21 protein-coding genes are annotated in these 23330 nt (G+C 62.3%); 8 read left to right on the top strand and 13 right to left on the bottom strand.

All coding sequences use genetic code 11. The features are described 5' to 3' along the window. Nucleotides 1-2: 2 nt before the first annotated feature. The 5 genes from metW to ACV8MC_RS08415 form a co-directional block, all read right to left on the bottom strand. Entirely contained in the window at nt 3-623 is a 621-nt protein-coding gene (metW, locus tag ACV8MC_RS08395) for a methionine biosynthesis protein MetW (RefSeq protein WP_024014659.1), read from the bottom strand. Nucleotides 624-630: 7 nt separating this feature from the next. After that, nucleotides 631-1770 (bottom strand): homoserine O-succinyltransferase MetX, encoded by a 1140-nt coding sequence (gene metX, locus ACV8MC_RS08400; protein ID WP_252877050.1) that lies wholly within the window; start codon nt 1768-1770, stop codon nt 631-633. Nucleotides 1771-1975: 205 nt separating this feature from the next. Continuing rightward, nucleotides 1976-2566 (bottom strand): YggT family protein, encoded by a 591-nt coding sequence (locus ACV8MC_RS08405; protein WP_039757546.1) that lies wholly within the window; start codon nt 2564-2566, stop codon nt 1976-1978. An 11-nt stretch (nt 2567-2577) separates the two neighbouring features. Further along, complete coding sequence (proC, locus tag ACV8MC_RS08410) at nt 2578-3396, bottom strand: pyrroline-5-carboxylate reductase (protein WP_041476815.1); 819 nt, start codon at nt 3394-3396, stop codon at nt 2578-2580. Nucleotides 3397-3419: 23 nt separating this feature from the next. Beyond that, the gene (locus tag ACV8MC_RS08415; protein ID WP_071172225.1) at nt 3420-4106 is read right to left on the bottom strand and encodes a YggS family pyridoxal phosphate-dependent enzyme; all 687 of its coding nucleotides are present in this window, start codon (nt 4104-4106) and stop codon (nt 3420-3422) included. Nucleotides 4107-4162: 56 nt separating this feature from the next. Between ACV8MC_RS08415 and ACV8MC_RS08420 the strand changes: the two genes are divergently transcribed. Further along, complete coding sequence (locus ACV8MC_RS08420; RefSeq protein WP_041476813.1) at nt 4163-5197, top strand: type IV pilus twitching motility protein PilT; 1035 nt, start codon at nt 4163-4165, stop codon at nt 5195-5197. 149 nt (nt 5198-5346) lie between these two features. Here the strand turns inward: ACV8MC_RS08420 and ACV8MC_RS08425 are convergent, their stop codons facing one another. After that, nucleotides 5347-5964, bottom strand: coding sequence for a C40 family peptidase (locus tag ACV8MC_RS08425; RefSeq protein WP_024014657.1), 618 nt, complete (start codon nt 5962-5964; stop codon nt 5347-5349). Nucleotides 5965-6212: 248 nt separating this feature from the next. Between ACV8MC_RS08425 and ACV8MC_RS08430 the strand changes: the two genes are divergently transcribed. Continuing rightward, nucleotides 6213-6647 (top strand): NINE protein, encoded by a 435-nt coding sequence (locus ACV8MC_RS08430; RefSeq protein WP_056786390.1) that lies wholly within the window; start codon nt 6213-6215, stop codon nt 6645-6647. Nucleotides 6648-6730: 83 nt separating this feature from the next. Here ACV8MC_RS08430 and ACV8MC_RS08435 read toward each other — a convergent pair whose 3' ends face one another. From ACV8MC_RS08435 to gshB, 7 genes are all read right to left on the bottom strand, one after another. Continuing rightward, nucleotides 6731-8002: a dihydroorotase gene (locus tag ACV8MC_RS08435; protein WP_236167711.1), complete on the bottom strand. Its 1272-nt coding sequence runs from the start codon at nt 8000-8002 to the stop codon at nt 6731-6733. Further along, nucleotides 7999-9003 (bottom strand): aspartate carbamoyltransferase catalytic subunit, encoded by a 1005-nt coding sequence (locus tag ACV8MC_RS08440; protein ID WP_016772736.1) that lies wholly within the window; start codon nt 9001-9003, stop codon nt 7999-8001. The genes ACV8MC_RS08435 and ACV8MC_RS08440 overlap by 4 nt, the downstream gene beginning before the upstream one ends. 27 nt (nt 9004-9030) lie before the next feature. Next, on the bottom strand, nt 9031-9537 hold the full coding sequence (gene pyrR / locus ACV8MC_RS08445) for a bifunctional pyr operon transcriptional regulator/uracil phosphoribosyltransferase PyrR (RefSeq protein ID WP_016772737.1): 507 nt from the start codon (nt 9535-9537) through the stop codon (nt 9031-9033). A gap of 81 nt (nt 9538-9618) precedes the next feature. Further along, complete coding sequence (ruvX, locus tag ACV8MC_RS08450; protein WP_041476809.1) at nt 9619-10056, bottom strand: Holliday junction resolvase RuvX; 438 nt, start codon at nt 10054-10056, stop codon at nt 9619-9621. Beyond that, complete coding sequence (locus ACV8MC_RS08455; protein WP_150743561.1) at nt 10056-10628, bottom strand: YqgE/AlgH family protein; 573 nt, start codon at nt 10626-10628, stop codon at nt 10056-10058. Before ACV8MC_RS08455 ends, ruvX begins: the two co-directional genes overlap by 1 nt. Nucleotides 10629-10763: 135 nt before the next feature. After that, nucleotides 10764-11663, bottom strand: coding sequence for an energy transducer TonB (locus ACV8MC_RS08460; protein WP_406227785.1), 900 nt, complete (start codon nt 11661-11663; stop codon nt 10764-10766). 128 nt (nt 11664-11791) lie between these two features. Next, nucleotides 11792-12763, bottom strand: coding sequence for a glutathione synthase (gene gshB / locus ACV8MC_RS08465; protein WP_076564433.1), 972 nt, complete (start codon nt 12761-12763; stop codon nt 11792-11794). Between the two features lie 225 nt (nt 12764-12988). On the opposite strand from gshB, the gene pilG reads away from it, so the two are divergent. The 6 genes from pilG to ACV8MC_RS08495 all read left to right on the top strand — a co-directional run bounded on the left by pilG (nt 12989) and on the right by ACV8MC_RS08495 (nt 23017). Beyond that, on the top strand, nt 12989-13393 hold the full coding sequence (gene pilG / locus ACV8MC_RS08470; RefSeq protein WP_016772743.1) for a twitching motility response regulator PilG: 405 nt from the start codon (nt 12989-12991) through the stop codon (nt 13391-13393). Between the two features lie 60 nt (nt 13394-13453). Beyond that, nucleotides 13454-13819 carry a twitching motility response regulator PilH gene (gene pilH / locus ACV8MC_RS08475; RefSeq protein WP_039757553.1) on the top strand — a complete coding sequence of 122 codons (366 nt, stop codon included), beginning with the start codon at nt 13454-13456 and terminating at the stop codon, nt 13817-13819. A gap of 10 nt (nt 13820-13829) precedes the next feature. Continuing rightward, nucleotides 13830-14369, top strand: coding sequence for a chemotaxis protein CheW (locus ACV8MC_RS08480; RefSeq protein WP_016772745.1), 540 nt, complete (start codon nt 13830-13832; stop codon nt 14367-14369). Nucleotides 14370-14578: 209 nt separating this feature from the next. After that, entirely contained in the window at nt 14579-16627 is a 2049-nt protein-coding gene (locus ACV8MC_RS08485) for a methyl-accepting chemotaxis protein (protein ID WP_016772746.1), read from the top strand. An 11-nt stretch (nt 16628-16638) separates the two neighbouring features. Next, complete coding sequence (locus tag ACV8MC_RS08490) at nt 16639-22554, top strand: Hpt domain-containing protein (protein WP_457265008.1); 5916 nt, start codon at nt 16639-16641, stop codon at nt 22552-22554. Continuing rightward, complete coding sequence (locus tag ACV8MC_RS08495; protein ID WP_125925444.1) at nt 22547-23017, top strand: chemotaxis protein CheW; 471 nt, start codon at nt 22547-22549, stop codon at nt 23015-23017. Before ACV8MC_RS08490 ends, ACV8MC_RS08495 begins: the two co-directional genes overlap by 8 nt. Nucleotides 23018-23330 lie beyond the last annotated feature (313 nt).

Below are 23330 nucleotides of genomic sequence, written 5' to 3' on the forward strand. Positions count from 1 at the left end.
GCTCAGACCGCGACTCGGTGGTCCGCCAACTGCGGACTGCTGACGCGGTAGATACCGATTTCACCTAACAGATTAGGCCATAGCTTACTGGCCCACCCGTGGCGGTGCTGCTGATCCACGGCAAGCCGATCAATGACCTTGGCGTCACGTTCGCGGCACAGCTCTTCGAAGTCCTCGAAGGTGCAGAAGTGAATGTTCGGCGTGTTGTACCAGGTGTAGGGCAGGAATTCCGAGACCGGCATGCGGCCCTTGCTCGCCAGATACCAGCGGCAGCGCCAGTGGCCGAAATTGGGGAAGGTGATGATGCACTGCCGGCCGACCCGGAGCATTTCGTCGAGGATCTTGTCCGGGTAATGCACCGCTTGCAGGGCCTGGGTCATGACGACGATGTCGAAACTGTTGCTGGCGAAGTTGCCCAGGCCTTTGTCCAGATCCTGCTCAATGACGTTGATGCCCTTAGCCACGCACTCGGCGATGTTGTCGGCGTCGTTTTCCAAGCCATAACCGGTGACGTTCTTGTTGTCGCGCAGCCAGGTCAGCAGCTCGCCGTCACCGCAACCCAAGTCGAGGACGCGGCTGCCGGCGGGGATCCATTCCTGGATGATTTCCAGATCAGCTCTCATGGCTTTCTCACAACGAAATGCGGTTCATGTAATTGCCGAACGCCTGCAAGTAACGCGGGATCGGAATCAGGAAGGCGTCGTGGCCCTGCGGTGCGTCAATTTCCAGATAACTGACGTCCTTGCGCGCGGCCATCAGCGCATCCACCAGTTCCCGCGAGCGCGCCGGGGAGAAGCGCCAGTCGGTGGTGAACGACATCACGCAGAACTTGGCCGTGGCGTTTTCGAAGGTTTTCGCCAGATCATCGTCGAAGTTCGCCGCCGGATCGAAGTAGTCCAGCGCTTTGGTCATCAACAGATAAGTGTTGGCATCGAAGCGCCCGGAGAACTCTTCGCCCTGATAACGCAGGTAGCTTTCGACCTGGAACTCGACACTGTGGAAGTCGTAGTTGAGCTTTTCGCTCTTCAGGCCACGGCCGAATTTCTCACCCATGGAATCATCGGACAGATAGGTGATGTGCCCGACCATGCGCGCCAGCATCAGCCCGCGCTTGGGGATCACGCCTGCTTCCTGGAACGAGCCGCCGTGGAATTCCGGATCGGTGAGGATCGCCTGGCGCGCGACTTCGTTGAAGGCGATGTTCTGCGCCGACAGTTTTGGTGCCGAGGCGATGGCCAGGCAGTGCCGCACGCGATCGGGGTAGGTGATGGTCCATTGCAACGCCTGCATGCCGCCGAGGCTGCCGCCGATCACCGCCGCCCACTGGCCGATGCCGAGCAGGTCAGCCAGGCGCGCCTGGCTGTGCACCCAGTCTTCGACGGTGAGCACCGGGAAGTCGGCGCCGAACGGCTTGCCGGTCTCCGGGTTGACGCTGCTCGGGCCGGTGGAGCCGTTGCAGCCGCCGAGGTTGTTCAGGCTGACCACGTAGAACTTGTTGGTGTCGATCGGCTTGCCGGGGCCGATGCAGCTGTCCCACCAACCGGGCTTGCGGTCGTCGACGCTGTGATAACCAGCGGCGTGATGATGACCGGACAGCGCGTGGCAGATCAGCACGGCGTTGCTCGCCTGGGCGTTCAGCGTGCCGTAGGTTTCATAAATCAGGTCATAAGCGGCCAGCGAACGGCCACAGGCCAGCGTCAGCGGTTCGCTGAAATGCGCGGTTTGCGGCGTTACCAGACCAACAGAATCGGCGGGAAAGGCAGTTGGCATCGACCCTGCTCTCGTTGAAATGAGGCGTAAGTCTAAAGACCGGGGGGGTTAGCGGCAAGCAACGATCAGGTCCGGCGTTTTCGCTTCGGACCAAGGTGCAGCCATTCGCGAGCAGGCTCGCTCCCACAGTTGAAATGCATTCCAATGTGGGAGCGAGCCTGCTCGCGAAAAAGGCGACTCGGTCAGTCAGACCGAGCGCACTGGCTTACATCAGCAAACGCAGAATCTCCGGCATCATCGTCATCGCCGCCAGATTGTTGATCACCAGCATGTCGATCAATTTCAGCGCAAGGAAGGCGAAGATCGGCGACAGATCCAGGCCGCCGAGGTTCGGCAGGAAGCGGCGGAACGGTGCCAGCGCCGGTTCGCAGATCTGGTTGACCAGTTCAGCACCCGGATTGTGGCTGCCCGGTGCAACCCACGACAGAATCACGCTGATGATCAGAGCGAAGAAGAAGATCTTCAGGAACAGCGCAGTGACGCCGATCAGCGACCAGATCAACAGTTGCAGCGGGTTGCCGGTGGTGCCGTAGGTCAGCAGCAGGGTCAGCGCCATCAGCAGCAGTTGCACCAGAATCGCCAGCACCAGCGACGACATGTCGAGGCCGAACAGGCTTGGGATGATCCGGCGCAAAGGCTTGAGCAGCGGCTGAGTGGCCTTGACCACGAACTGGCACAGCGGGTTGTAGAAGTTCGCCCGCACCAGTTGCAGGACGAAGCGCAGCAGCACGATCAGCAGGTACAGGCTGCCGAGGGTTTGCAGCACGTAAACCGCTGCGGTGTTCAATCCGATCATGTAAGGCTCCTTTATTTGCCCAGTTGTTCGGCCATTTCGGCCGAGCGGTGCGCGGCGGCGCCGAGTGCGGTTTCAACCAGCGCTTCGAAGCCGCCAGCCTGGAATGATTTGATCGCAGCTTCCGTGGTGCCATTCGGCGAGGTCACGCGGCGGCGCAGTTCGGCTGCATCGACATCGCTGGACACCGCCATGTGCGCGGCGCCCAGAGCAGTCTGCACGGTCAGTTGCTCAGCGATCTCTTTTGGCAGGCCAAGTTTGACGCCGGCGGCGGTCATCGCTTCGATCAGCAGGAAGAAGTACGCCGGGCCGGAGCCGGACACTGCGGTGACTGCGTCCAGTTGCTGTTCTTCTTCCAGCCACAGGGCGATGCCGACGGCGGACAGCAGCTCTTCGGCTTGCTGACGCTGCTCGGCGGTTACTTCGCTGGTCGCGTACAAACCGCTGACACCCTGACGCAGCAGCGCCGGGGTGTTCGGCATGCAGCGCACGATCGGCTGTTCGCCGAGCCACGCGGTCATGCTCGCGCAGGTAATGCCGGCGGCGATCGACACCACCAGTTGATTCGGTTTCAGGCTTGGGCGAATCGCCTCGCACACGGCTTTCATCGCCTGTGGCTTGACCGCCAGCACGATGACATCGACGCCGTCGATGGCCTGGGCGTTGTCAGCGAAGGTTTCGATGCCGTGTTCGGCGCTGACTTTGGCGCGGGTGTCTTCGCCCGGATCGCTGGCGCGGATCTGCGCCGCTTCCAGACCTTTGGCGCGCAAGCCGCCAATCAGACTGGCCGCCATGTTGCCCGCACCGATAAACGCAATACGTGTGTTGCTCATGTGTGGTCCTTATCTGGAAACGTTCAAGACTGGGAATAATCTCTGGCGCCAAACAGCGCGGTACCGATCCGCACCCAGGTGGCGCCTTGGGCAATGGCCGACTCGAGGTCGTGGCTCATGCCCATGGACAGTGTGTCGAGCGGCAGAGCGAGGCTCGCCTGCAATGTCTGCACGGCGGCGAAGGCAGCGTCCTGTTCAGCGCGCTCTTCGGTCGGCTCGGGAATCGCCATCAGTCCGCGCAATTTCAGCCGGGGCAGGGCGCTGATGGCCTCGGCCAGCGCTGGCAGATCGGCCGGGGTGCAACCGGATTTGCTCGCCTCGCCGCTGACATTGACCTGAATGCAGATGTTCAGGGGCGGCAGTTCGGCCGGGCGTTGTTCGGACAGGCGTTGGGCAATTTTCAGACGATCCACGGAGTGCACCCAGTCGAAATGCTCGGCAATCGCGCGAGTCTTGTTCGATTGAATGGGGCCTATGAAGTGCCAGATCAAGGGCAGGTCGGCCAGCTCCAGCTGTTTGCCCAAGGCTTCCTGCAAGTAGTTTTCGCCGAAGTCGCGCAGGCCGGCGGCGTAGGCCTCCCGCAGGGCCTGGGCGGGTTTGGTCTTGCTCACGGCGAGCAAATGGATGCTGTTTTCGTCGCGGTGCGCAGCTTTCGCCGCTGCCTGGATGCGCGAACTAACCTGAAGGATGTTGTCTGCTATCGTGGACATCAAGAGGCGCCGGCGGTCTGTAGGTTCGCGGCATTCTACTGGAATTGAGGGACGCTATGGATATCACTGAACTGCTGGCCTTCAGCGCCAAACAGGGCGCTTCCGACCTGCACCTGTCGGCCGGCCTGCCGCCGATGATCCGTGTCGATGGCGACGTGCGACGGATCAATCTGCCGGCGCTGGATCACAAGCAAGTGCACGAGCTGATCTACGACATCATGAACGACACCCAGCGCATCGAATTCGAGAAAAATCTGGAAACGGATTTTTCCTTCGATGTACCCGGCGTGGCGCGCTTTCGGGTCAACGCATTCAACCAGAACCGTGGCGCCGGCGCCGTGTTCCGCACCATTCCGTCGAAAGTGCTGAGCATGGAAGACCTCGCCATGGGCGATGTTTTCCGCAAGATCACGGACGCGCCGCGCGGGCTGGTGCTGGTCACCGGGCCGACCGGCTCCGGCAAATCGACCACGCTGGCGGCGATGATCGATTACCTCAACACCCATCGCCATCACCACATCCTCACCATTGAGGACCCCATCGAGTTCGTCCATGAATCGCGCAAATGCCTGATCAATCAGCGCGAAGTCCATCGCGATACGCGCAGCTTCGCCACCGCGCTGCGTTCGGCCTTGCGTGAAGACCCGGACGTGATTCTGGTCGGCGAAATGCGTGATCTGGAAACCATTCGCCTGGCGCTGACCGCCGCCGAGACCGGGCATCTGGTATTCGGCACCCTGCACACGACCTCGGCGGCGAAGACCATCGACCGCGTGGTGGATGTGTTCCCCGGCGACGAGAAGTCGATGGTGCGTTCGATGCTGTCGGAGTCGTTGCTGGCGGTGGTGTCGCAGACATTGATCAAGAAGATCGGCGGCGGGCGGGTGGCGGCGCATGAAATCATGCTCGGGACATCGGCGATCCGTAACCTCATTCGCGAGGACAAGGTGGCGCAGATGTATTCAGCGATTCAGACGGGCGGGTCGCTGGGGATGCAGACACTCGATATGTGCCTGAAAGATCTGGTGACCAAGGGCCTGATCAGCCGCGAGCATGCGCGAGAGAAGGCGCGCACCCCGGATAACTTCTGAGGGTCGGTGGTGCGGCTGCCGGCCCCTTCGCGAGCAGGCTCGCTCCCACATCAAACCGCATTCCTTCAGCTGGAATGCATTCTTCTGTGGGAGCGAGCCTGCTCGCGAAGGTGGCGGTACTGCTTGAGCAGATTTCCGGATCAGTCAGCTCAGCGCTGGACTACGCGCAGTTGCTGTTGTTCTTTCGGCAACACGCGCTTGGCCACGACGTAATGCTTTTCCCAGTACGGCTTGTTCAGCGTGTCGATGCTCACCGCTTTGCCACGGCGCGGGGCGTGGATGAAGCGGTCGTTGCCCAGGTAGATGGCAACGTGGTTGACCCGACGGCTCTTGATGTTGAAGAAAATCAGATCGCCCGGCTTCAGATCCTTGCGCTCGACTTTCTCGCCGTGACCGCTGGCCATGGCGTTGGAGGTGCGTGGCAGGTCGAAAGTAGCGTCGTTGAACGCGTATTTCACCAGACCGCTGCAATCGAAGCCTTTACTTGGGCTGCTGCCGCCCCAACGATAAGGTGTACCGAGGACGTTTACCGCACGGCTCAGCACATTGCTGCTTTCCTTGCTCGCCATCGGTGGCACCAGCTTGCTGCGGCTCTTGCTGCTCAGCGTGGTGGTCTTGCTCTTGCTGCTTTTGCTCGAAGGAGCCGAAGCATGGGATTTAGGGGTGAAGCCGTTGACGTTGGGAAGACGTTGCTCACGATTGGTGGCGTGGGCGGCCAGTGGCATTAATAGGCAAATAGTCAGCCATGTCTTGAAAAATGGTCGCATTAGGCGTGGCTCATAAGTGATAGCGCGCAACTTTATAACAGCTTTTTTTGTCGTTCCGAGGCCGTTCATCGATTCATTCCGCCGGCTACGGAACCAAAAACGCTCAAAAAGTACGCAATTGTCCGACAGAAGTCAGGTTCTACAAGGGTTTCGCGCTAGCAACGGTAACATTTGCCATACGTCGGCCACCTGTAAAAAAGTCACAAAGAAATGAAGAATATTTATCTATCGAGTGCAATGAGGTCTTAATGAACAGCTATCAGCTACCCCGCGTGAAAGAAAAAGACACTCACAGCAAAGTCATCGGCTACCTGCTGTGGATTTTCGGATTCACTGGCGCGCACCGCTTTTACTACGGCAAACCGGTGACCGGGACGATCTGGTTCTTCACCTTCGGTTTGCTGGGGATTGGCTGGCTGATCGACCTGTTTCTGATCCCGGCGATGGATCGCGAAGCGGACCTGCGCTTTGCCGCCGGGCCGATCGAGTACAACGTCGCGTGGATTCTGCTGACCTTCCTCGGTGTGTTCGGCGTGCACCGCATGTACCAGGGCAAATGGATCAGCGGCTTGCTGTATCTGCTGACCGGCGGGTTGTTCTTTATTGGCGTGCTGTATGACTTCTGGACGCTGAACGATCAGGTGTCGGTGCGCAACGCGCAGAATCGCGGCGCCATCCAGTAAGCTTTCGCGAGCAGGCTCGCTCCCACAGGAATCACCGCAATACCTGTGGGAGCGAGCCTGCTCGCGAAGGGGTCAACTGGCTATCAAGCCTGGTGCGTAATCCGCCCATCCACCAGCGTATAGCGCACCACGCCCGGCAGACTATGCCCGATGAACGGGCAGTTCTCGCCCTTCGACAGCCATTGTTCACCGGCCACCGTCGATGACTTCGGATCGAACAGCACGATATCCGCCGCACCGCCCACCGCCAGTTTGCCCGCAGGCAGGCGCAGCGCTTCGGCCGGTCCTGCGCTGAGACGTGCCAGCAGCGTCGGCAAGTCGAGCAAACCATCCTCAACCAGCGTCATCGCCAGCGGCAGCAGCAACTCAACACTGCTGATGCCCGGCTCGGTGGCGCCGAACGGGGCCAGTTTGGCGTCGCGCTCGTGGGGCTGGTGATGGCTGGAGATCGCCGAAACCACCCCGGACTTCACTGCCTCAAGCAGGCCATCGCGGTCGGCGCGGGTGCGCAGCGGCGGTTGCACGTGGTAGAGGCTGTTGAAGTCGATCAGGGCTTCGTCAGTCAGGATCAGCTGATACAACGCAACATCCGCCGTTACCTTCAAGCCACGGGCCTGGGCCTGGGCAATCAGCGCCACACCGCGCGCACTGGTCAGCTGGCTGAAATGCGCACGCACGCCGGTCTGCTCGACCAGCAGCAGATCGCGAGCCAGCGCCACGGTTTCGGCGGTTTCCGGGATGCCCGGCAGGCCAAGGAAACTGGCGACCGCGCCTTCGTGGGCCAGACCGCCCTCGGCCAGATCGTGATCCTGCGAGTTGAAGATCACCGTCAGGTCGAAAGTCGCCGCATATTCCAGCGCCCGGCACAGGGTGCGAGTGTTGCGGAAGCTTTCCAGACCGTTGCCGAACGCCACGCACCCGGCGTCGCGCAGGGCCACCAGTTCGGCCAATTGCTCACCGTCCAGTCCTTTGCTCAGCGCGCCGATCGGGAACACCTTGGTGTTGCCGGCTTCGCGGGCGCGGTCGAGGATCAGTTCGGCGACGGCTGAGGTGTCGAGCACCGGTCTGGTCTTCGGTGGGCAGCACAGGCTGGTCACGCCACCGGCAGCGGCGGCGCGGGTTTCGCTGACGATCGAGCCTTTGCGGCTGTAACCCGGCTCGCGCAGGGCGACATTGAGATCGACCAGGCCAGGTGCGGCGACCAGACCTTGGGCATCGATGGTTTCTACTGCGCTGAAACCGGCCGGTGCGGCGCCGAGGGCGACGATCTTGCAGGCTTCAACGTGGATGTCGGTGATTTGATCCAGGCCGCTGCTGGGATCGATAACGCGTGCGCCGAGAATGCTGAGCTTCACTGGGCGTTCTCCTGCTCGAATTGACGTTGCGCAGTCTGCCCGCTCATGGCCATGGACAGCACAGCCATACGAATCGCGATGCCGTAGGTCACTTGATTGAGGATCACCGAGTGCGGGCCGTCGGCCACCGCCGACTCGATCTCCACGCCACGATTGATCGGCCCCGGGTGCATGACGATGCAATCGGGTTTGGCCCCGGCCAGACGCGCGGTGGTCAGGCCGAACAGGCGATAGAATTCGCCTTCGCTGGGCAGCAGGCCGCCGGTCATGCGCTCGCGCTGCAGGCGCAGCATGATCACCACGTCGACGTCTTTCAGGCCTTCAGCCATGTCGGTGTAGACCTTGACGCCGTATTGCTCGATGCCGATCGGCAGCAGGGTTTTCGGCGCGATCACGCGGATATCCGGGCAGCCGAGGGTTTTCAGCGCGAGCATGTTCGAGCGCGCCACCCGCGAATGCAGGATGTCGCCGACGATCGCCACCGAGAGGTTTTCGAAACCGCCCTTGTGCCGACGGATGGTGAGCATGTCGAGCATGCCTTGGGTCGGGTGCGCATGCCGGCCGTCGCCGCCGTTGATGATCGCCACCTGCGGGCAGACATGCTCGGCGATGAAGTGCGCCGCGCCCGAGTCGCCGTGGCGCACGACGAACATGTCGGCAGCCATCGCTTCAAGGTTGCGCAGGGTATCGAGCAGCGTTTCGCCCTTGCTCGCCGACGATGTCGACACGTTCAGGGTGATCACGTCTGCCGACAGCCGCTGGGCCGCCAGTTCAAACGTGGTGCGGGTGCGCGTGGAGTTTTCGAAGAACACGTTGCACACGGTCTTGCCGCGCAGCAACGGGACCTTCTTCACCGCCCGGGCGCCGACTTCAAGGAACGAGTCGGCAGTGTCGAGGATTTCCGTCAGCAACTCGCGGCGCAGGCCGTCGAGCGAGAGGAAGTGGCGCAGCTGGCCCTGATCATTGAGCTGCAGCGGGCGCTTGGTATCTAGAGGCGTCATCGCGAGGGGGACTCTCAATAGGGCGGATTAAAGGGTGACGTCTTGCAGTTCGAGCGTCAGCGGCTCGGGGCCGGACAACTTGACCCGCTGGTTGCCGGCCAGGGTCAGGGTGGCGCCGACCACGTTCGGGCGGATCGGCAGTTCGCCGGCGTCCAGGTCCAGCAGGCAGACCAGGGTGACGCTGGCCGGGCGGCCGTAATCGAACAGTTCATTCATGGCGGCGCGGATAGTCCGACCGCTCATCAGCACGTCGTCGATCAGCACCAGATGCTGGCCTTCGATCTCGAAGGGCAGGGCGGACGGGCGCACTTGCGGGTGAAGGCCGTTCTGGCTGAAGTCATCGCGATAGAAGGACACATCCAGCGTGCCCAGTGGCGCATCGCTGTTCAGTTCCTTGAGCAGCGCCTGCGCGACCCAGATGCCGCCGGTGCGGATGCCGATGTAACGCGGTTCGCTGATGTCACGCTGGGCAAGGTGCGCCTTGAGGCGGGTCGCCATCTGGCTGATCAGATCGGCGGGATTGGGCAGGCTCATGGTTGCTCCTTCGTGATTCCGCGCTGCGTCCTGCCGGACGAAGCTCGGTTTATAACCAAAAGAAAAGCGCCGAAGCGCTTGTCAGGATTCAAACAATGCAGTGTTTTCATCGAGCCAGCCCTGCAGCAGCAGGGCGGCGGCGATGGCGTCCACCGGGTTGTCGCGGTAACTGCCTTTCTGCCCGCCACGCACCAGTCGCTCGCCCTTGGCTTCGAAAGTGGTCAGGCGTTCGTCGTGGGTATAGAAGGGCAGGTTGTAGCGGCCGTTGAGGCGGCGGGCGAATTTCTCGGCGCGCACGCACATGTCGCTCGGCGTGCCGTCCATGTTCAGCGGCAGGCCGACCACCACGGCGTCGGGTTTCCATTCTTTTATCAGCGCTTCGACCTGATCCCAGTTCGGCACGCCGTTCTGCGCTTTCAAAGTGCACAGCTCGCGGGCCTGGCCGGTGATGACCTGGCCGACCGCGACGCCGATCTGTTTGGTGCCGTAGTCGAAGCCGAGAATCAGGCGCAGGGCCATCAGGCGTGACCTGCCTGGCTGGTGAGCAGATTGAGGTCGATGCCCAAGTGCCGCGCTGCTGCTTCCAGGCGCAATTCGCTGCGGGTGTTGAACAGGATGTCGGCGTTGAACGGGCAGGTCAGCCAGGCGTTGTCGGCCAGTTCGGCTTCCAGTTGCCCGGCTTCCCAGCCGGCGTAACCGAGGGTGATCAGGCTCTGCGTGGGGCCGACGCCGTCAGCGATGGCGAACAGCACGTCCTGCGAAGTCGACAGGGCCAGGTCGCCGTCCAGCTGCGCGGTGGCCTGGAAGGTCTGGCCCGCCGGGTGCAGGACGAAACCGCGATCGGTCTGCACCGGCCCGCCGATGAAGATCGGCACATCCTGGCAGCGTGCCGGCGGCTCTATGTCCGGGCGCAGCTGTTCGAGGATGTCGGCCAGGTTCAAGTCTTGCGGCCTGTTGACCACCAGCCCCATCGCGCCATTGGCCGTGTGCTCGACGATGTAGGTCAAGGTGTGGGCAAAGTTCGGGTCGGCCATGTGTGGCATGGCGATCAGGAAATGATGCTTGAGGTAGCTGGGGCTGACGTTTTTCATGAGCGCTAGTGTGGCGTCGAAGGGGCAAACTGACAAGCTGAGGCTTTAAAAGATCGCAGCCTTCGGCAGCTCCTACAGGGTGTACGCAGGCCCACTGTAGGAGCTGCCGAAGGCTGCGATCTTTTGATTTTGCTCTTAATTGCTGGAGAGCTTGTCGCCCCGGGCAAATTTCCAGGTGCGAATGATTTCCAGGCGGTCGATGTCCGACAGATCGCCGGTAAACGGTGCAAAAGGCGCGGCCAGGCGGACGATGCGCTGCGCCGCCTGATCGAGCAGCGGCTGGCCGGAGGATTCGAGCACCAGCACCTCATACAGCGAACCGTCGCGGTTGATCGAGACCATCAGGCGCAAATTGCCGTAGATCTGCTTGCGCCGTGCTTCTTCGGGGTAGTTGAGGTTGCCGATGCGCTCGACCTTCTTGCGCCAGTCGTCCTTGTACCAGGCGCCCTTGTCGCGCATGGTCGAGGCCGCGCTCAAACGGTGGATGCGCGGGCGTTTGGCGTACAGCTGTTGTTCCTTGGCCAGCTCCGCCTCGAGGCTGGCGATGTCGCTGGACAACTGCGAGCTGTCGAACACCGGCGCGTCGACGGTCGGTTTGACTTCGGTTTTGCTTTCTTCTTTCTTGGTCGGCGCCTTTTTCGGTTTCGGCGCGACGGTGGTCACCGCTGCCTTCGGTGCCGCTTCCTGCACCACTGGCTTGGCGGCGGGCGGCGGGGTGACCTTTTTGACCTGATTGTCCTGGAACGGCGCGACTTCGGTGGTCTTGGGCAGGGCCTTCTTCTCGAGCGTGCCGCTGCCTTCCTGGTTTTCCTGAGCGAGAAAATCTGCCTTTTCCGGCTTCTTCTCGGCCTTGAAGGTGGCCAGGGTGATTTCCAGGGTTTTGCTGATCTGCTGCGGCTCGACCATGGTGAAGCCGACGCCGAGCAGCAGCGCCAGGTGAATCAGCGCCGCGAGAAACAGGGTAAAACCGAGGCGATCGGCCGGGCGCACGCCACGATGGGCGAGTTCAGCGGGCAGATCGGACGGGAGGGTCATGACAGAAAAACCAACATCGCGTTTTCATGGGCCCGGCATGATAACGCAATGTTGGTTTTTAGCTGCAAGTGACATAGAAGCAAGCGACGAGCCGCAAGCTTCAAGCTTCAAGCTGACGCGGGCCGGCTTCAAGCTTGTGGCTTGCGGCTCGAAGCTTGCAGCTGCTTTTCGATCGCATCCATCAGCATGCCGCCGATATCAGTGCCGAACGCATTGTCGATTTCGCGGATGCAGGTCGGGCTGGTGACGTTGATTTCGGTCAGGTGCTCGCCGATTACGTCGAGGCCGACAAACAGCAGGCCTTTCTCGCGCAAGGTCGGGCCGACCTGGGCGGCGATCCAGCGATCCTTCTCGGTCAGCGGACGCGCTTCGCCACGGCCACCGGCGGCGAGGTTGCCACGGGTTTCGCCCAGCGCCGGAATCCGCGCCAGGCAGTAATCCACCGGCTCGCCATCGATCATCAGGATGCGCTTGTCGCCATCGACGATCGCCGGCAGGTAACCCTGAATCATGATCTGCTGCTTGCCGTGCAGGGTCAGGGTTTCGAGGATTACCGAGAGGTTCGGGTGGCCGGCGGTGTGGCGGAAGATCGACGAACCGCCCATGCCGTCCAGCGGCTTGAGGATCACGTCACCGTGATGGTCGGCGAACTCACGCAATACGTCCGGGCGGCGGCTGACGATGGTCGGCGGCGTGCACTGCGGAAACAGCGTAGCGAACAGCTTTTCATTGCAGTCGCGCAGGCTCTGCGGCTTGTTCACCACCAGCACGCCGGCGGCTTCGGCCTGCTCCAGCAGGTAAGTGGAGTAGACGAACTCCATGTCGAACGGCGGATCCTTGCGCATCAGGATCACGTCCAGGTCGCTCAGCAGCTTGTCCTGTTCGGCGTCCAGCTCGAACCATTTGTCCGGGTTGGCGAAGACTTTCAGCGGGCTCATCCGCGCCCGCGCCTGGCCTTCGGCCTGATACAGGTCTTTCTGTTCCATGTAGAACAGTTCCCAGCCACGCTTCTGCGCGGCCAGCAGCATGGCCAGCGAGCTATCCTTTTTATAGGAGATGCTGGCGATAGGGTCCATGACAATCCCGACGCGAACGCTCATTGGGTTTTCCTCGAAATTTGGCTACCGGATCGGTATTGAAAAAGTGCCGCCAGAGTGGCGCCGGGCGGGTTTCGGGTCAAGGAAAAACCCGTCGATAGATTGCATCTGGAGACTGTGCTAAAAAGGCTGGCAGATCGCGCCGCCCCATGGGTTTCAAGGGTTTCAGGCCATTATTCACAGCAAAACGGACAATTTGATTCGCAAAGGCGACGGTAGAACCCTCTTATGGAACAGCAGTCCAGCGCCTTGAAGGTCATGGTGATCGACGACTCGAAAACGATTCGCCGCACCGCCGAAACATTGTTGAAGAATGTCGGTTGCGAAGTGATCACCGCCATCGACGGTTTCGATGCGCTGGCGAAGATTGCCGACCACCATCCCGGGATCATCTTTGTCGACATCATGATGCCGCGTCTGGACGGTTATCAGACCTGCGCCCTGATCAAGAACAACAGCGCCTTCAAGGCGACGCCGGTGATCATGCTGTCGTCCAGGGACGGTCTGTTCGACAAGGCCAAGGGGCGGATTGTCGGCTCTGATCAATTTCTGACCAAGCCGTTCAGCAAAGAAGAACTGCTCAACGCGATCCAGGCCCATGTTCCGGGCTTCGCCGCCGTTTTGCCGCAGTAAGACACGCACAGTGACGCTCGGCCAGCGGGCCGGCAGTCGACCAGAAAAATGGGGAAGACCATGGCACGTATCCTGATCGTCGATGATTCGCCGACTGAAATGTACAAACTCACCGGCATGCTCGAAAAGCACGGCCATGAAGTGCTCAAGGCCGAGAACGGCGCCGACGGCGTGGCCCTGGCCCGTCAGGAAAAACCCGACGCGGTGCTGATGGACATCGTCATGCCCGGCCTCAACGGTTTTCAGGCGACCCGGCAGTTGACCAAGGATGCCGACACGGCGCACATCCCGGTGATCATCATCACCACCAAGGATCAGGAAACCGACAAGGTCTGGGGCACCCGCCAGGGCGCCAAGGATTACCTGACCAAACCGGTCGACGAAGACACCCTGATCAAGACCCTGAACAACGTCCTCAAAGGCTGATCGCGCGATCATGAACGAATCGCTGACCGCGTTCGAACTGCTCTGGCAGATCGACCAGCGCTGCCGCCTGCTGGCAGCCGACCTGCCGTCGCAAGCGGCGCGCCCGGATCGCTGGAGCGGCATCGGCTTTCGCCTCGGCGAGCATTGGTATGTGGCGCCGATGGGCGAAGTCAGCGAAGTCCTGCATGAACCGCGCTTCACCCAGTTGCCCGGGGTCAAGCCGTGGGTCAAGGGTGTCGCCAATCTGCGCGGGCGGCTGCTGCCGATCATGGACCTGTGCGGCTTCTTCGGCCATGAGCTGTCGCCGCTGCGCAAACAACGGCGGGTATTGGTGGTGGAACATGAAGACGTGTTCGCCGGGGTAATGGTCGACGAAGTCATCGGCTTGCAGCATTTCGAACAGGGCAGTTTCGAGCCGCTGTCGATCAGCAAGCGCCAGGGCTCCAAGGCCGAATTCGTCAAAGGCTATTTCCGCCGTGAACAGAACTGGCGGGTGTTCAGCCTGTTCGCACTGGCCAGATCCCCGGTGTTCATGGGTGTCGCTCTTTAGCACGAACAACAGAACCCATGTGGACGCGAGCCATGTGGCGAGGGGATTTATCCCCGTTGGGTCGCGCAGCGGCCCCAAAAACTGCAATGCCTGACACCGTCAGCGCATGCGATATTTTTGCGACTGCTTCGCAGCCGAACGGGGATAAATCCCCTCGCCACAAGGCTCGCTCCCACAAGGGCCATGGCAGGTTTCATAGGCGAGGACCGATGACAAAAGCAAAAACAGGCAAGTCGGCAGAAGCATCGCGCAGTCGCGCACAGATCATCGTGCTGTTTATCGCACTGATCGTGTTCATCATGCTGCTGTTCGCCAACTTCGCGTACCTCAACACCCAGGCGAACTACGACAAGCAGTACATCGGCCATGCCGGCGAACTGCGCGTGCTCTCGCAACGCATTGCCAAGAACGCCACCGAAGCGGCGGCGGGCAAGGCTGCGGCGTTCAAGCTGCTCAGTGATGCGCGCAACGATTTTGCCCAGCGCTGGGGCTACCTGAAGAAGGGTGACCCGAACACCGGCCTGCCGCCGGCACCCGTCGCGGTGCGCCCGGAAATGCGCGCGGTGCAGATGGACTGGGAGCGCCTGTTGAAAAACACCGATGCGATCCTCACCAGCGAACAGACCGTGCTGTCGCTGCATCAGGTCGCCGCAACGCTGGCCGAAACCGTACCGCAGTTGCAGATCGAATACGAAAAAGTCGTGGAAATCCTGCTCCAGCGCGGCGCCCCGGCGGCGCAGGTGGCAATGGCGCAACGGCAATCGTTGCTTGCCGAACGCATCCTCGGTGCCGTCAACACGGTGCTTGCCGGTGACGAAAACTCGCAGCAGGCCGCCGACGCCTTTGGCCGCGATGCCGCGCGTTTCGGTCTGGTGCTCAACGGCATGTTGCAGGGCAACCCGGCGCTGAAAATCAGCCAGGTCGAAGACCGCGACGCCCGTGCGCGTTTGAGCGAAATCTCCGAACTGTTCCAGTTCGTTTCCGGCTCCGTGGATGAAATCCTCGAAACCTCGCCAGAGCTGTTCAAGGTGCGCGAATCGGCGAGCAACATCTTCACCCTGTCGCAAACCCTGCTCGACGAAGCCTCGCACTTGGCCACCGGATTCGAGCATCTGGCCGGCGGGCGCAACACCGACACCATTGGCGGCTATGTGCTGGGCTTGCTGGCGCTGGCCTCGATCATCCTCATCGGTCTGGTGATGGTCCGCGAAACCAATCGCCAATTGCGTGAAACCGCCGAGAAGAACGAGCGCAACCAGAACGCGATCATGCGCCTGCTCGACGAAATCGAAGACCTCGCCGATGGCGACCTCACCGTGACCGCTTCGGTGACCGAAGACTTCACCGGCACCATCGCCGACTCGATCAACTATTCCGTCGACCAATTGCGTGATCTGGTCGCCACCATCAACCTCACCGCCGGCCAGGTTGCCGCCGCTGTGCAGGAAACCCAGGCCACCGCCATGCATCTGGCCCAAGCGTCTGAGCAACAGGCCCAGCAGATTTCCGAAGCCTCGACGGCGATCAGCGACATGGCCGAGTCCATCGATCAGGTCTCGGCCAACGCTGCCGAATCGTCGGCGGTGGCCGAGCGTTCCGTGGAAATTGCCAACAAGGGCAACGAGGTGGTGCACAACACCATCCACGGCATGGACAACATCCGCGAACAGATTCAGGACACCGCCAAGCGCATCAAACGCCTCGGCGAGTCGTCCCAGGAAATCGGCGACATCGTCAGCCTGATCGATGACATCGCCGACCAGACCAACATCCTCGCCCTCAACGCGGCGATCCAGGCGTCGATGGCCGGTGATGCCGGGCGCGGTTTTGCCGTGGTTGCCGACGAAGTGCAGCGCCTGGCCGAACGTTCGTCCGCCGCGACCCGGCAGATCGAAACCCTGGTGCGGGCGATTCAGGCCGACACCAACGAAGCGGTGATTTCCATGGAACAGACCACCACCGAAGTGGTGCGCGGCGCGCGACTGGCGCAGGATGCCGGTGTGGCCCTGGAAGAAATCGAAGGCGTGTCCAAGACCCTCGCGGCGCTGATCCAGAGCATTTCCAACGCGGCGCAGCAGCAGACGTCTTCGGCCGGGCAGATCTCGCTGACGATGAACGTGATCCAGCAGATCACCTCGCAGACTTCGTCGGGGTCCACGGCCACCGCCGAGAGCATCGGCAACCTGGCGAAAATGGCCAGTCAGTTGCGCCGTTCGGTGTCCGGTTTCACCTTGCCGGCGGCGACAGATAAAGCGTGAGTGGAGTGGTTATGGGTGATCGGCACGACTACGTGGCCCTGGAATGGGTCAAGGGCGAAATTGCCGAAACGCTGAAGCTGGCGCATCAGGCGATCGAAGCCGTGCTCGACGATCCGCAGGCCTTCCCCGGGCTGGACGAGTGCCTGGCGTACATTCATCAGGTCCACGGCAGCCTGCAGATGGTCGAGTTCTACGGCGCAGCGTTACTGGCCGAAGAAATGGAGCATCTGGTCGAAGCCCTGCAACATCAACGCGTGCCACACCGCGACGAAGCCTTGCACCTGATGCTGCAAGCCCTGGGGCAACTGCCGCTTTACCTCGACCGCGTGCAGAGCGCCCGCCGCGACCTGCCGCTGGTGGTGCTGCCGCTGATCAACGATCTGCGCAGCGCTCGCGGTGAAAGCCTGCTGGCGGAAACCAGCCTGTTCAGCCCGCCACTGCCCGAGCTGGCGCCGCTCGGCGACGCGGCACTCGCCGAGCTGGAACCGCCCGATCTGCCGAACGTGCTGCGCAAACTGCGGCAGATGCTGCAAATGGCTCTGGTCGGTCTGCTGCGCGAACAGGACGACCAGACGCACCTTGGCTATCTGGCCAAAGTCTTCAGCCGTCTCGAAGCACTGAGCGGCGATGCGCCGTTGAGCCCGTTGTGGCAGGTCGCCTCGGCATTGGTCGAGGGCATGCGCGAGGGCGTCATCGCCAACAGTCCGGCGCTGCGCAGCCTGTTCAAGGACGCCGACCAAGAGCTCAAGCGCCTGCTCGAGCAGGGCATCGTCGGGCTCAATCAACCGGCGCCGGCCGAGCTGCTGAAAAGCCTGTTGTTCTATATTGCCAAAGCCGAACATCCCACCGGGCAGATGCTGACCATGAAAGATAGCTACTCCCTGGACGACGCGTTGCCCGACAGCGCGATGGTCGATGAAGAACGCGCGCGCCTCGCCGGCCCCGACCGCGATGCCATGCGCTCGGTGCTGGCGGCGCTGTGCGAAGAGCTGGTGCGGGTCAAGGAGCGCCTCGATCTGTTCGTGCGCAGCGACCGCCAGCACGCCTCGGATCTGGACAGCCTGCTCGCGCCGCTGCGACAGATTGCCGACACCCTCGCGGTGCTGGGTTTCGGCCAGCCGCGCAAAGTCATCATCGACCAACTGGCGGTGGTGCTCAGCCTCGCTCAGGGCCAGCGCGAACCGAACGACGCGATCCTCATGGACGTCGCCGGGGCCTTGCTCTACGTCGAAGCGACACTGGCCGGTATGGTCGGCACGGTGGAGACGCAAAGCGCCGAAGACGCGCGCCTGCCGACCACCGACCTGACGCAGATCCATCAGATCGTGATCAAGGAAGCGCGCATCTGCCTGCAACAGGCCAAGGACATGATCGTCGACTACATCGACGCCGATTGGGACCGCCAGCATCTGCACTCGCTGCCCGAACTGCTGACACAGGTGCGCGGCGCCCTGGCGATGATTCCGCTGGCCCGTGCAGCGAGTCTGGTCGAGGCCTGCAACGGTTTCATTCGCGAGCATTTGATGCTCGATGCCCACGAACCGGGCTGGGAACAACTCGATCATCTGGCCGATGTGATCAGCAGCCTGGAGTATTACCTCGAACGCCTGAGCGACGACCCGCAGGCGCCCGCCGAGCATCTGCTCGATGTCGCGCAAAACAGCCTTGCCAGCCTCGGCTTCTTCGCCAACGAGCAGCCCGGCGAAGCGCAGGTGCCGGTGCTCGATGAGGTGCTCAGCCCCAGCGAAGCGCAGCTCATGCAGGATCTGCAAACCCTCGACGACCCTGACGTCGTGCAGTCGCTAGCCGAAGTGCTGGCCAGCCCGCTGTCGGCGCTCAACCCGCCGGCGCGCAACAGCCCCGACAGCCTGATGCCGCCGCCGGCCGATGAAGAACCGGTCGACGATGAACTGCGCGAAGTGTTCCTCGAAGAGACCGACGAAGTCCTCGCGGTCCTCCACGAATACCTGCCGCGCTGGACCGCCAATCCCCAGGACCGCGCCGCGCTGACCGAACTGCGCCGGGCTTTCCATACCTTGAAGGGCAGCGGGCGCATGGTCCGCGCGTTGGTCCTTGGCGAGCTGGCCTGGGCGGTGGAAAACCTGCTCAACCGCGTGCTCGAACAAAGCGTCGAGCCCGGCGCGGTGCTGCGCCAATTGCTCGGCGACACCGTGTTGCTGCTGCCCGAGCTGATCAACGAATTCGCCACCCAGCGTCAGCGCCAGCGCAACGATGTCGACCAACTCGCCGCCCGCGCCCACGCGTTGGCCAAAGGCGATGAGCCGCTGGCTGCCGAAGACACCGACGACGTCGCCGCGCTTGATCCGCTGCTGTTGGAAATCTTCCGCAAAGAAGCCGAAACCCACCTCGCCAGCCTCAACCGTTTCCTCGATCAGGCCGCCGAACAGGTGCCGTTGCCGACCAGCGACGAACTGCAACGGGCGCTGCACACGCTCAAGGGCAGTGCCTCGATGGCCGGCGTATTGCCGATGGCCGAACTGGCGGCTTCGCTGGATCAACTGGCCCGCGAGTTCAAGGCGCACCAGTTGCCGCTGGATCTGGACGAGGTCGAATTGCTGCTCGAAGCCGAGGGCCTGTTCCGCGTCGGCCTGCGCCAGCTCAAACACGATCCGCTGGCGCCGATTGTCGGTGCGCAGTCGCTGATCAAGCGCACCGAGGCGCTGCTCGCCGAGCGCCTGCAAGCCAGCACCGATGGCGCTGACAGCGGCCTGCGCCTCAAGCGCGATCCGCAACTGATCAACAACTTCCTCGCCCAAGGCATGGACATCCTCCTCGACGCCGAAAACCTCTTGCAGCGCTGGCAGCAGCACCCCGGCGAACGCCAGGAACTCAGCGCCTTGCTCGATGAGCTGACCACTCTGGGCGAAGGCGCGCATCTGGCCGATCTGCAGGCGGTCGATGGCCTCTGCGAAGCCTTGCTCGACCTGTATGGCGCGGTGGAAGAAAGCAGCCTGGCGGTCAGTGAGCGCTTTTTCCACGAGGCGCAACTGGCCCACGAAGCGCTGATCAACATGCTCGACGAACTCGCTGCCGGCCAGGAAATCACCGCGCAACCGGAGCGGATTCGTGCCTTGCAGGAACTGCTCGATGAAGGCCTCGACCCGGCGGCGATGGGCCTGATTCGCAGCGATGGCAGCCGCACTTTGGACATTCGCGAACTGGGCAGCGCCACCGCGCAATTGCAGCAATCGGTTGCCGCCCTCGAGCCTGACGACGAGATCGTGGAAATCTTCCTCGAAGAGGCGGTGGACATTCTCGACAGCGCCGGGCAAGCCTTGCAGCGCTGGCGCAAGGACCCGGACAACGCCGCGCCGCTGTCGTCATTGCAGCGCGACTTGCACACGCTGAAGGGCGGCGCGCGCATGGCCGAAGTCGAGGCCGTCGGCGACCTTGCCCAGGAACTGGAAAACCTCTACGAAGGGCTGGTCGATCGACGCTACAACCACAGCACCGCGCTCGAAGGTTTGTTGCAGCACAGTCATGAGCGGTTGGCGCTGATGCTGGAGCAACTGCAAGCGCATCAAGCGCTCACCCCGGCGCAGGATCTGATCGACGCGATCCGTCAGTTGCGTCAGGGCCAGGCCGCCAGCGAATCTGCCCCCGCAGCGGTCGAACACGACAACGCCGGGCATGATCCGGAGTTGCTGGAGATCTTCCTCGAAGAAGGTTTCGACATCATCGAAAGCTCCGGCGCCGCGCTGTTGCGCTGGCAGGCCGAGCCGGGCAACCGTCAGGAAATCGAAACCCTGCTGCGCGATCTGCACACCCTCAAGGGTGGCGCGCGGATGGTCGAAATCGGCCCGATCGGCGACCTCGCCCATGAGCTGGAATTTCTCTACGAAAGTCTCTCTAGCGGTGCGCTGCAACCGTCCGCCGAACTGTTCGCGCTGGTGCAGCGCGGCCATGACCGACTGGCGCAAATGCTCGATGGTGTGCGCGCCGGGCAACCGTGCCCGCCGGCCGATCGGCTGATCAATGCGATCCAGAATTTCAGCCACCCGGTGCAGGTTGAAGCGCCGCCGGCGCCGGTCGTGGCACCGGTGGCCAAGCCCGAGGCTGCGCCACCGGCCGCCGATGCTGGGGCGGACATGGTCAAGGTCTCGTCCGAGCTGCTTGATGAACTGGTCAATCTGGCCGGGGAAACCTCGATCTTTCGTGGGCGGATCGAACAGCAAGTCAACGATGCGCAGATTGCCCTCAACGAGATGGAAACCACCATCGAGCGCATGCGCGATCAGTTGCGCCGCCTCGACACCGAAACCCAGGGGCGCATTCTCAGCCGCCAGCAAGTCGATGGCGAACGCCTCGGTTATGAAGACTTCGACCCGCTGGAAATGGACCGCCATTCGCAGCTCCAGCAACTGTCGCGGGCGCTGTTCGAATCCGCCTCGGACCTGCTCGACCTCAAGGAAACCCTCGACCGCCGCAACCACGACGCGGAAAACCTGTTGCAGCAACAGGGGCGGATCAACACCGAATTGCAGGAAGGCCTGATGCGCACGCGCATGGTGCCGTTCGAACGCATGGTGCCGCGTCTGAAACGCATCGTGCGTCAGGTCGCCGAAGAGCTGGGCAAGGATGTCGCTTTTGTCGTCGGCAATGCCGATGGCGAGATGGATCGCAATGTGCTGGAACGCATGGCCGCGCCGCTGGAACACATGCTGCGCAACGCCGTCGACCATGGCCTCGAACCCGCTGATGTGCGGCTGGCGGCAGGCAAACCGGCGCAAGGGCAGATCACCCTTGATCTGTCCCGCGAAGGCGGTGACATCGTTTTCGACATCCGCGACGACGGCGCCGGGGTGCCGCTGGAAGCCGTGCGGCGCAAGGCGATCAAACGCGGCTTGCTGGCGCCCGACGCCGAGATCAGCGATCGCGACGTTTTGCAGTTCATCCTCCAGCCGGGGTTTTCCACGGCGGAAAAGATCACCCAGATTTCCGGGCGTGGCGTCGGCATGGACGTAGTCCACGAAGAGGTGCGTCAGCTCGGCGGCAGCATGAGTATCGATTCGGTGCCGGGGCAGGGCGTGCATTTCCGCATTCGCCTGCCGTTCACCGTGTCGGTCAACCGCGCGCTGATGGTGCAGTGCGGCGAGGATCAGTACGCGATTCCGCTGAACACCATCGAAGGCATCGTGCGTGTGTTGCCGAATGATCTGGAAGGGCATTTCCGTCACGATCCACCGAGTTATCAATACGGCGGCCAGCGGTATGAGCTGTGCTATCTCGGCGAGCTGTTGAAGACTGCGCCACGGCCGAAACTGCTCGGGCAGAACCTGCCGTTGCCGGTGCTGCTGGTGCATTGCAACGACCGCCATGTTGCGGTGCTGGTCGACTCCATGGCCGGCACCCGCGAGATCGTGGTCAAGAGCCTCGGCCCGCAGTTCGCGGCGGTGCAGGGCGTGTCGGGGGCGACGATTCTCGGCGATGGCCGGGTGGTGCTGATTCTGGATCTGCTCGCACCGATCCGGGCGATGCAGGCGCGCCTGGCGCAAGAGCCGGCGCGCACGGACATCGACAGCGAACCGCACAAGCCGTTGCTGATCATGGTCGTCGATGACTCGGTGACGGTGCGCAAGGTCACCAGCCGTTTGCTCGAGCGTCACGGCATGAACGTGCTGACCGCCAAGGACGGCGTCGATGCGATGCTGCTCCTCGAAGAGCACATGCCCGACCTGATGCTGCTCGACATCGAAATGCCGCGCATGGACGGCTTCGAAGTCGCCACTCAGGTGCGCGCCGACGAACGCCTGTGCCACTTGCCGATCATCATGATCACCTCGCGCACCGGGCAGAAACACCGCGACCGCGCCATGGCCATCGGCGTCAACGACTACCTCGGCAAGCCGTATCAGGAATCGGTGTTGCTGGAGAGCATCGCCCAGTGGAGCAAGAAACATGCATGAGCACCGGCACAACCCGCGCACCAGCCAGCTCACCGGGCTGCTGCTGCCGCTGGCCGATCGCAACCTGATCCTGCCCAATGTCGCCATTGCCGAGCTGATCGATTACCAGGCCAGCGCCTTCGATCTCGACACGCCGCCGTGGTACCTGGGGCGGGTAACGTGGCGCGAGCGGCAGATTCCGCTGATCAGTTTCGAATCGGCCTGCGGGCAGAAAATCGTCATCGGCGAACGGGCGCGGATCGTGATTCTGAATGCGCTGGGCGGCTTGCCCGAGCTGAGATTCATCGCCCTGTTGGTGCAGGGGATTCCTCGGTCGTACAAGCTCGACAGTCAGTTGAGTTACGTGGATGTGCCGTTGTGTGCGCTGGAGCAGGCGGCGGTGCAGGTCGGCGAGCAGGTGGCGAAGGTGCCGGATTTGTTGGGGCTGGAGCGGTTACTGGTGGATGCGGGATTGGCCCGCTGATCCAAGGCTTGACTGATCATTCCCACGCTCCGCGTGGGAATGCAGCCCGGGACGCTCCGCGTCCCATCAAGAGCCGAACGCGGAGCGTCCGTGGAGGCATTCCCACGCAGAGCGTGGGAACGATCAAAAGCCCCTCACCCCAGCCCTCTCTCAAAGGGAGAGGGAGCCGACCGAGGTGTCTCGCGTCCTACATCGACCTGAATGAGCGAGTCGATTATGGATTCACTACAACGGGTTCAGGTCAGAGTCATTCCCAAGCATCCCCCAATCAGTCCCCTCTCCCTCCGGGAGAGGGCTAGGGTGAGGGTAGCTT

The organism is Pseudomonas sp. PK-RTE-24 (assembly GCF_054052265.1).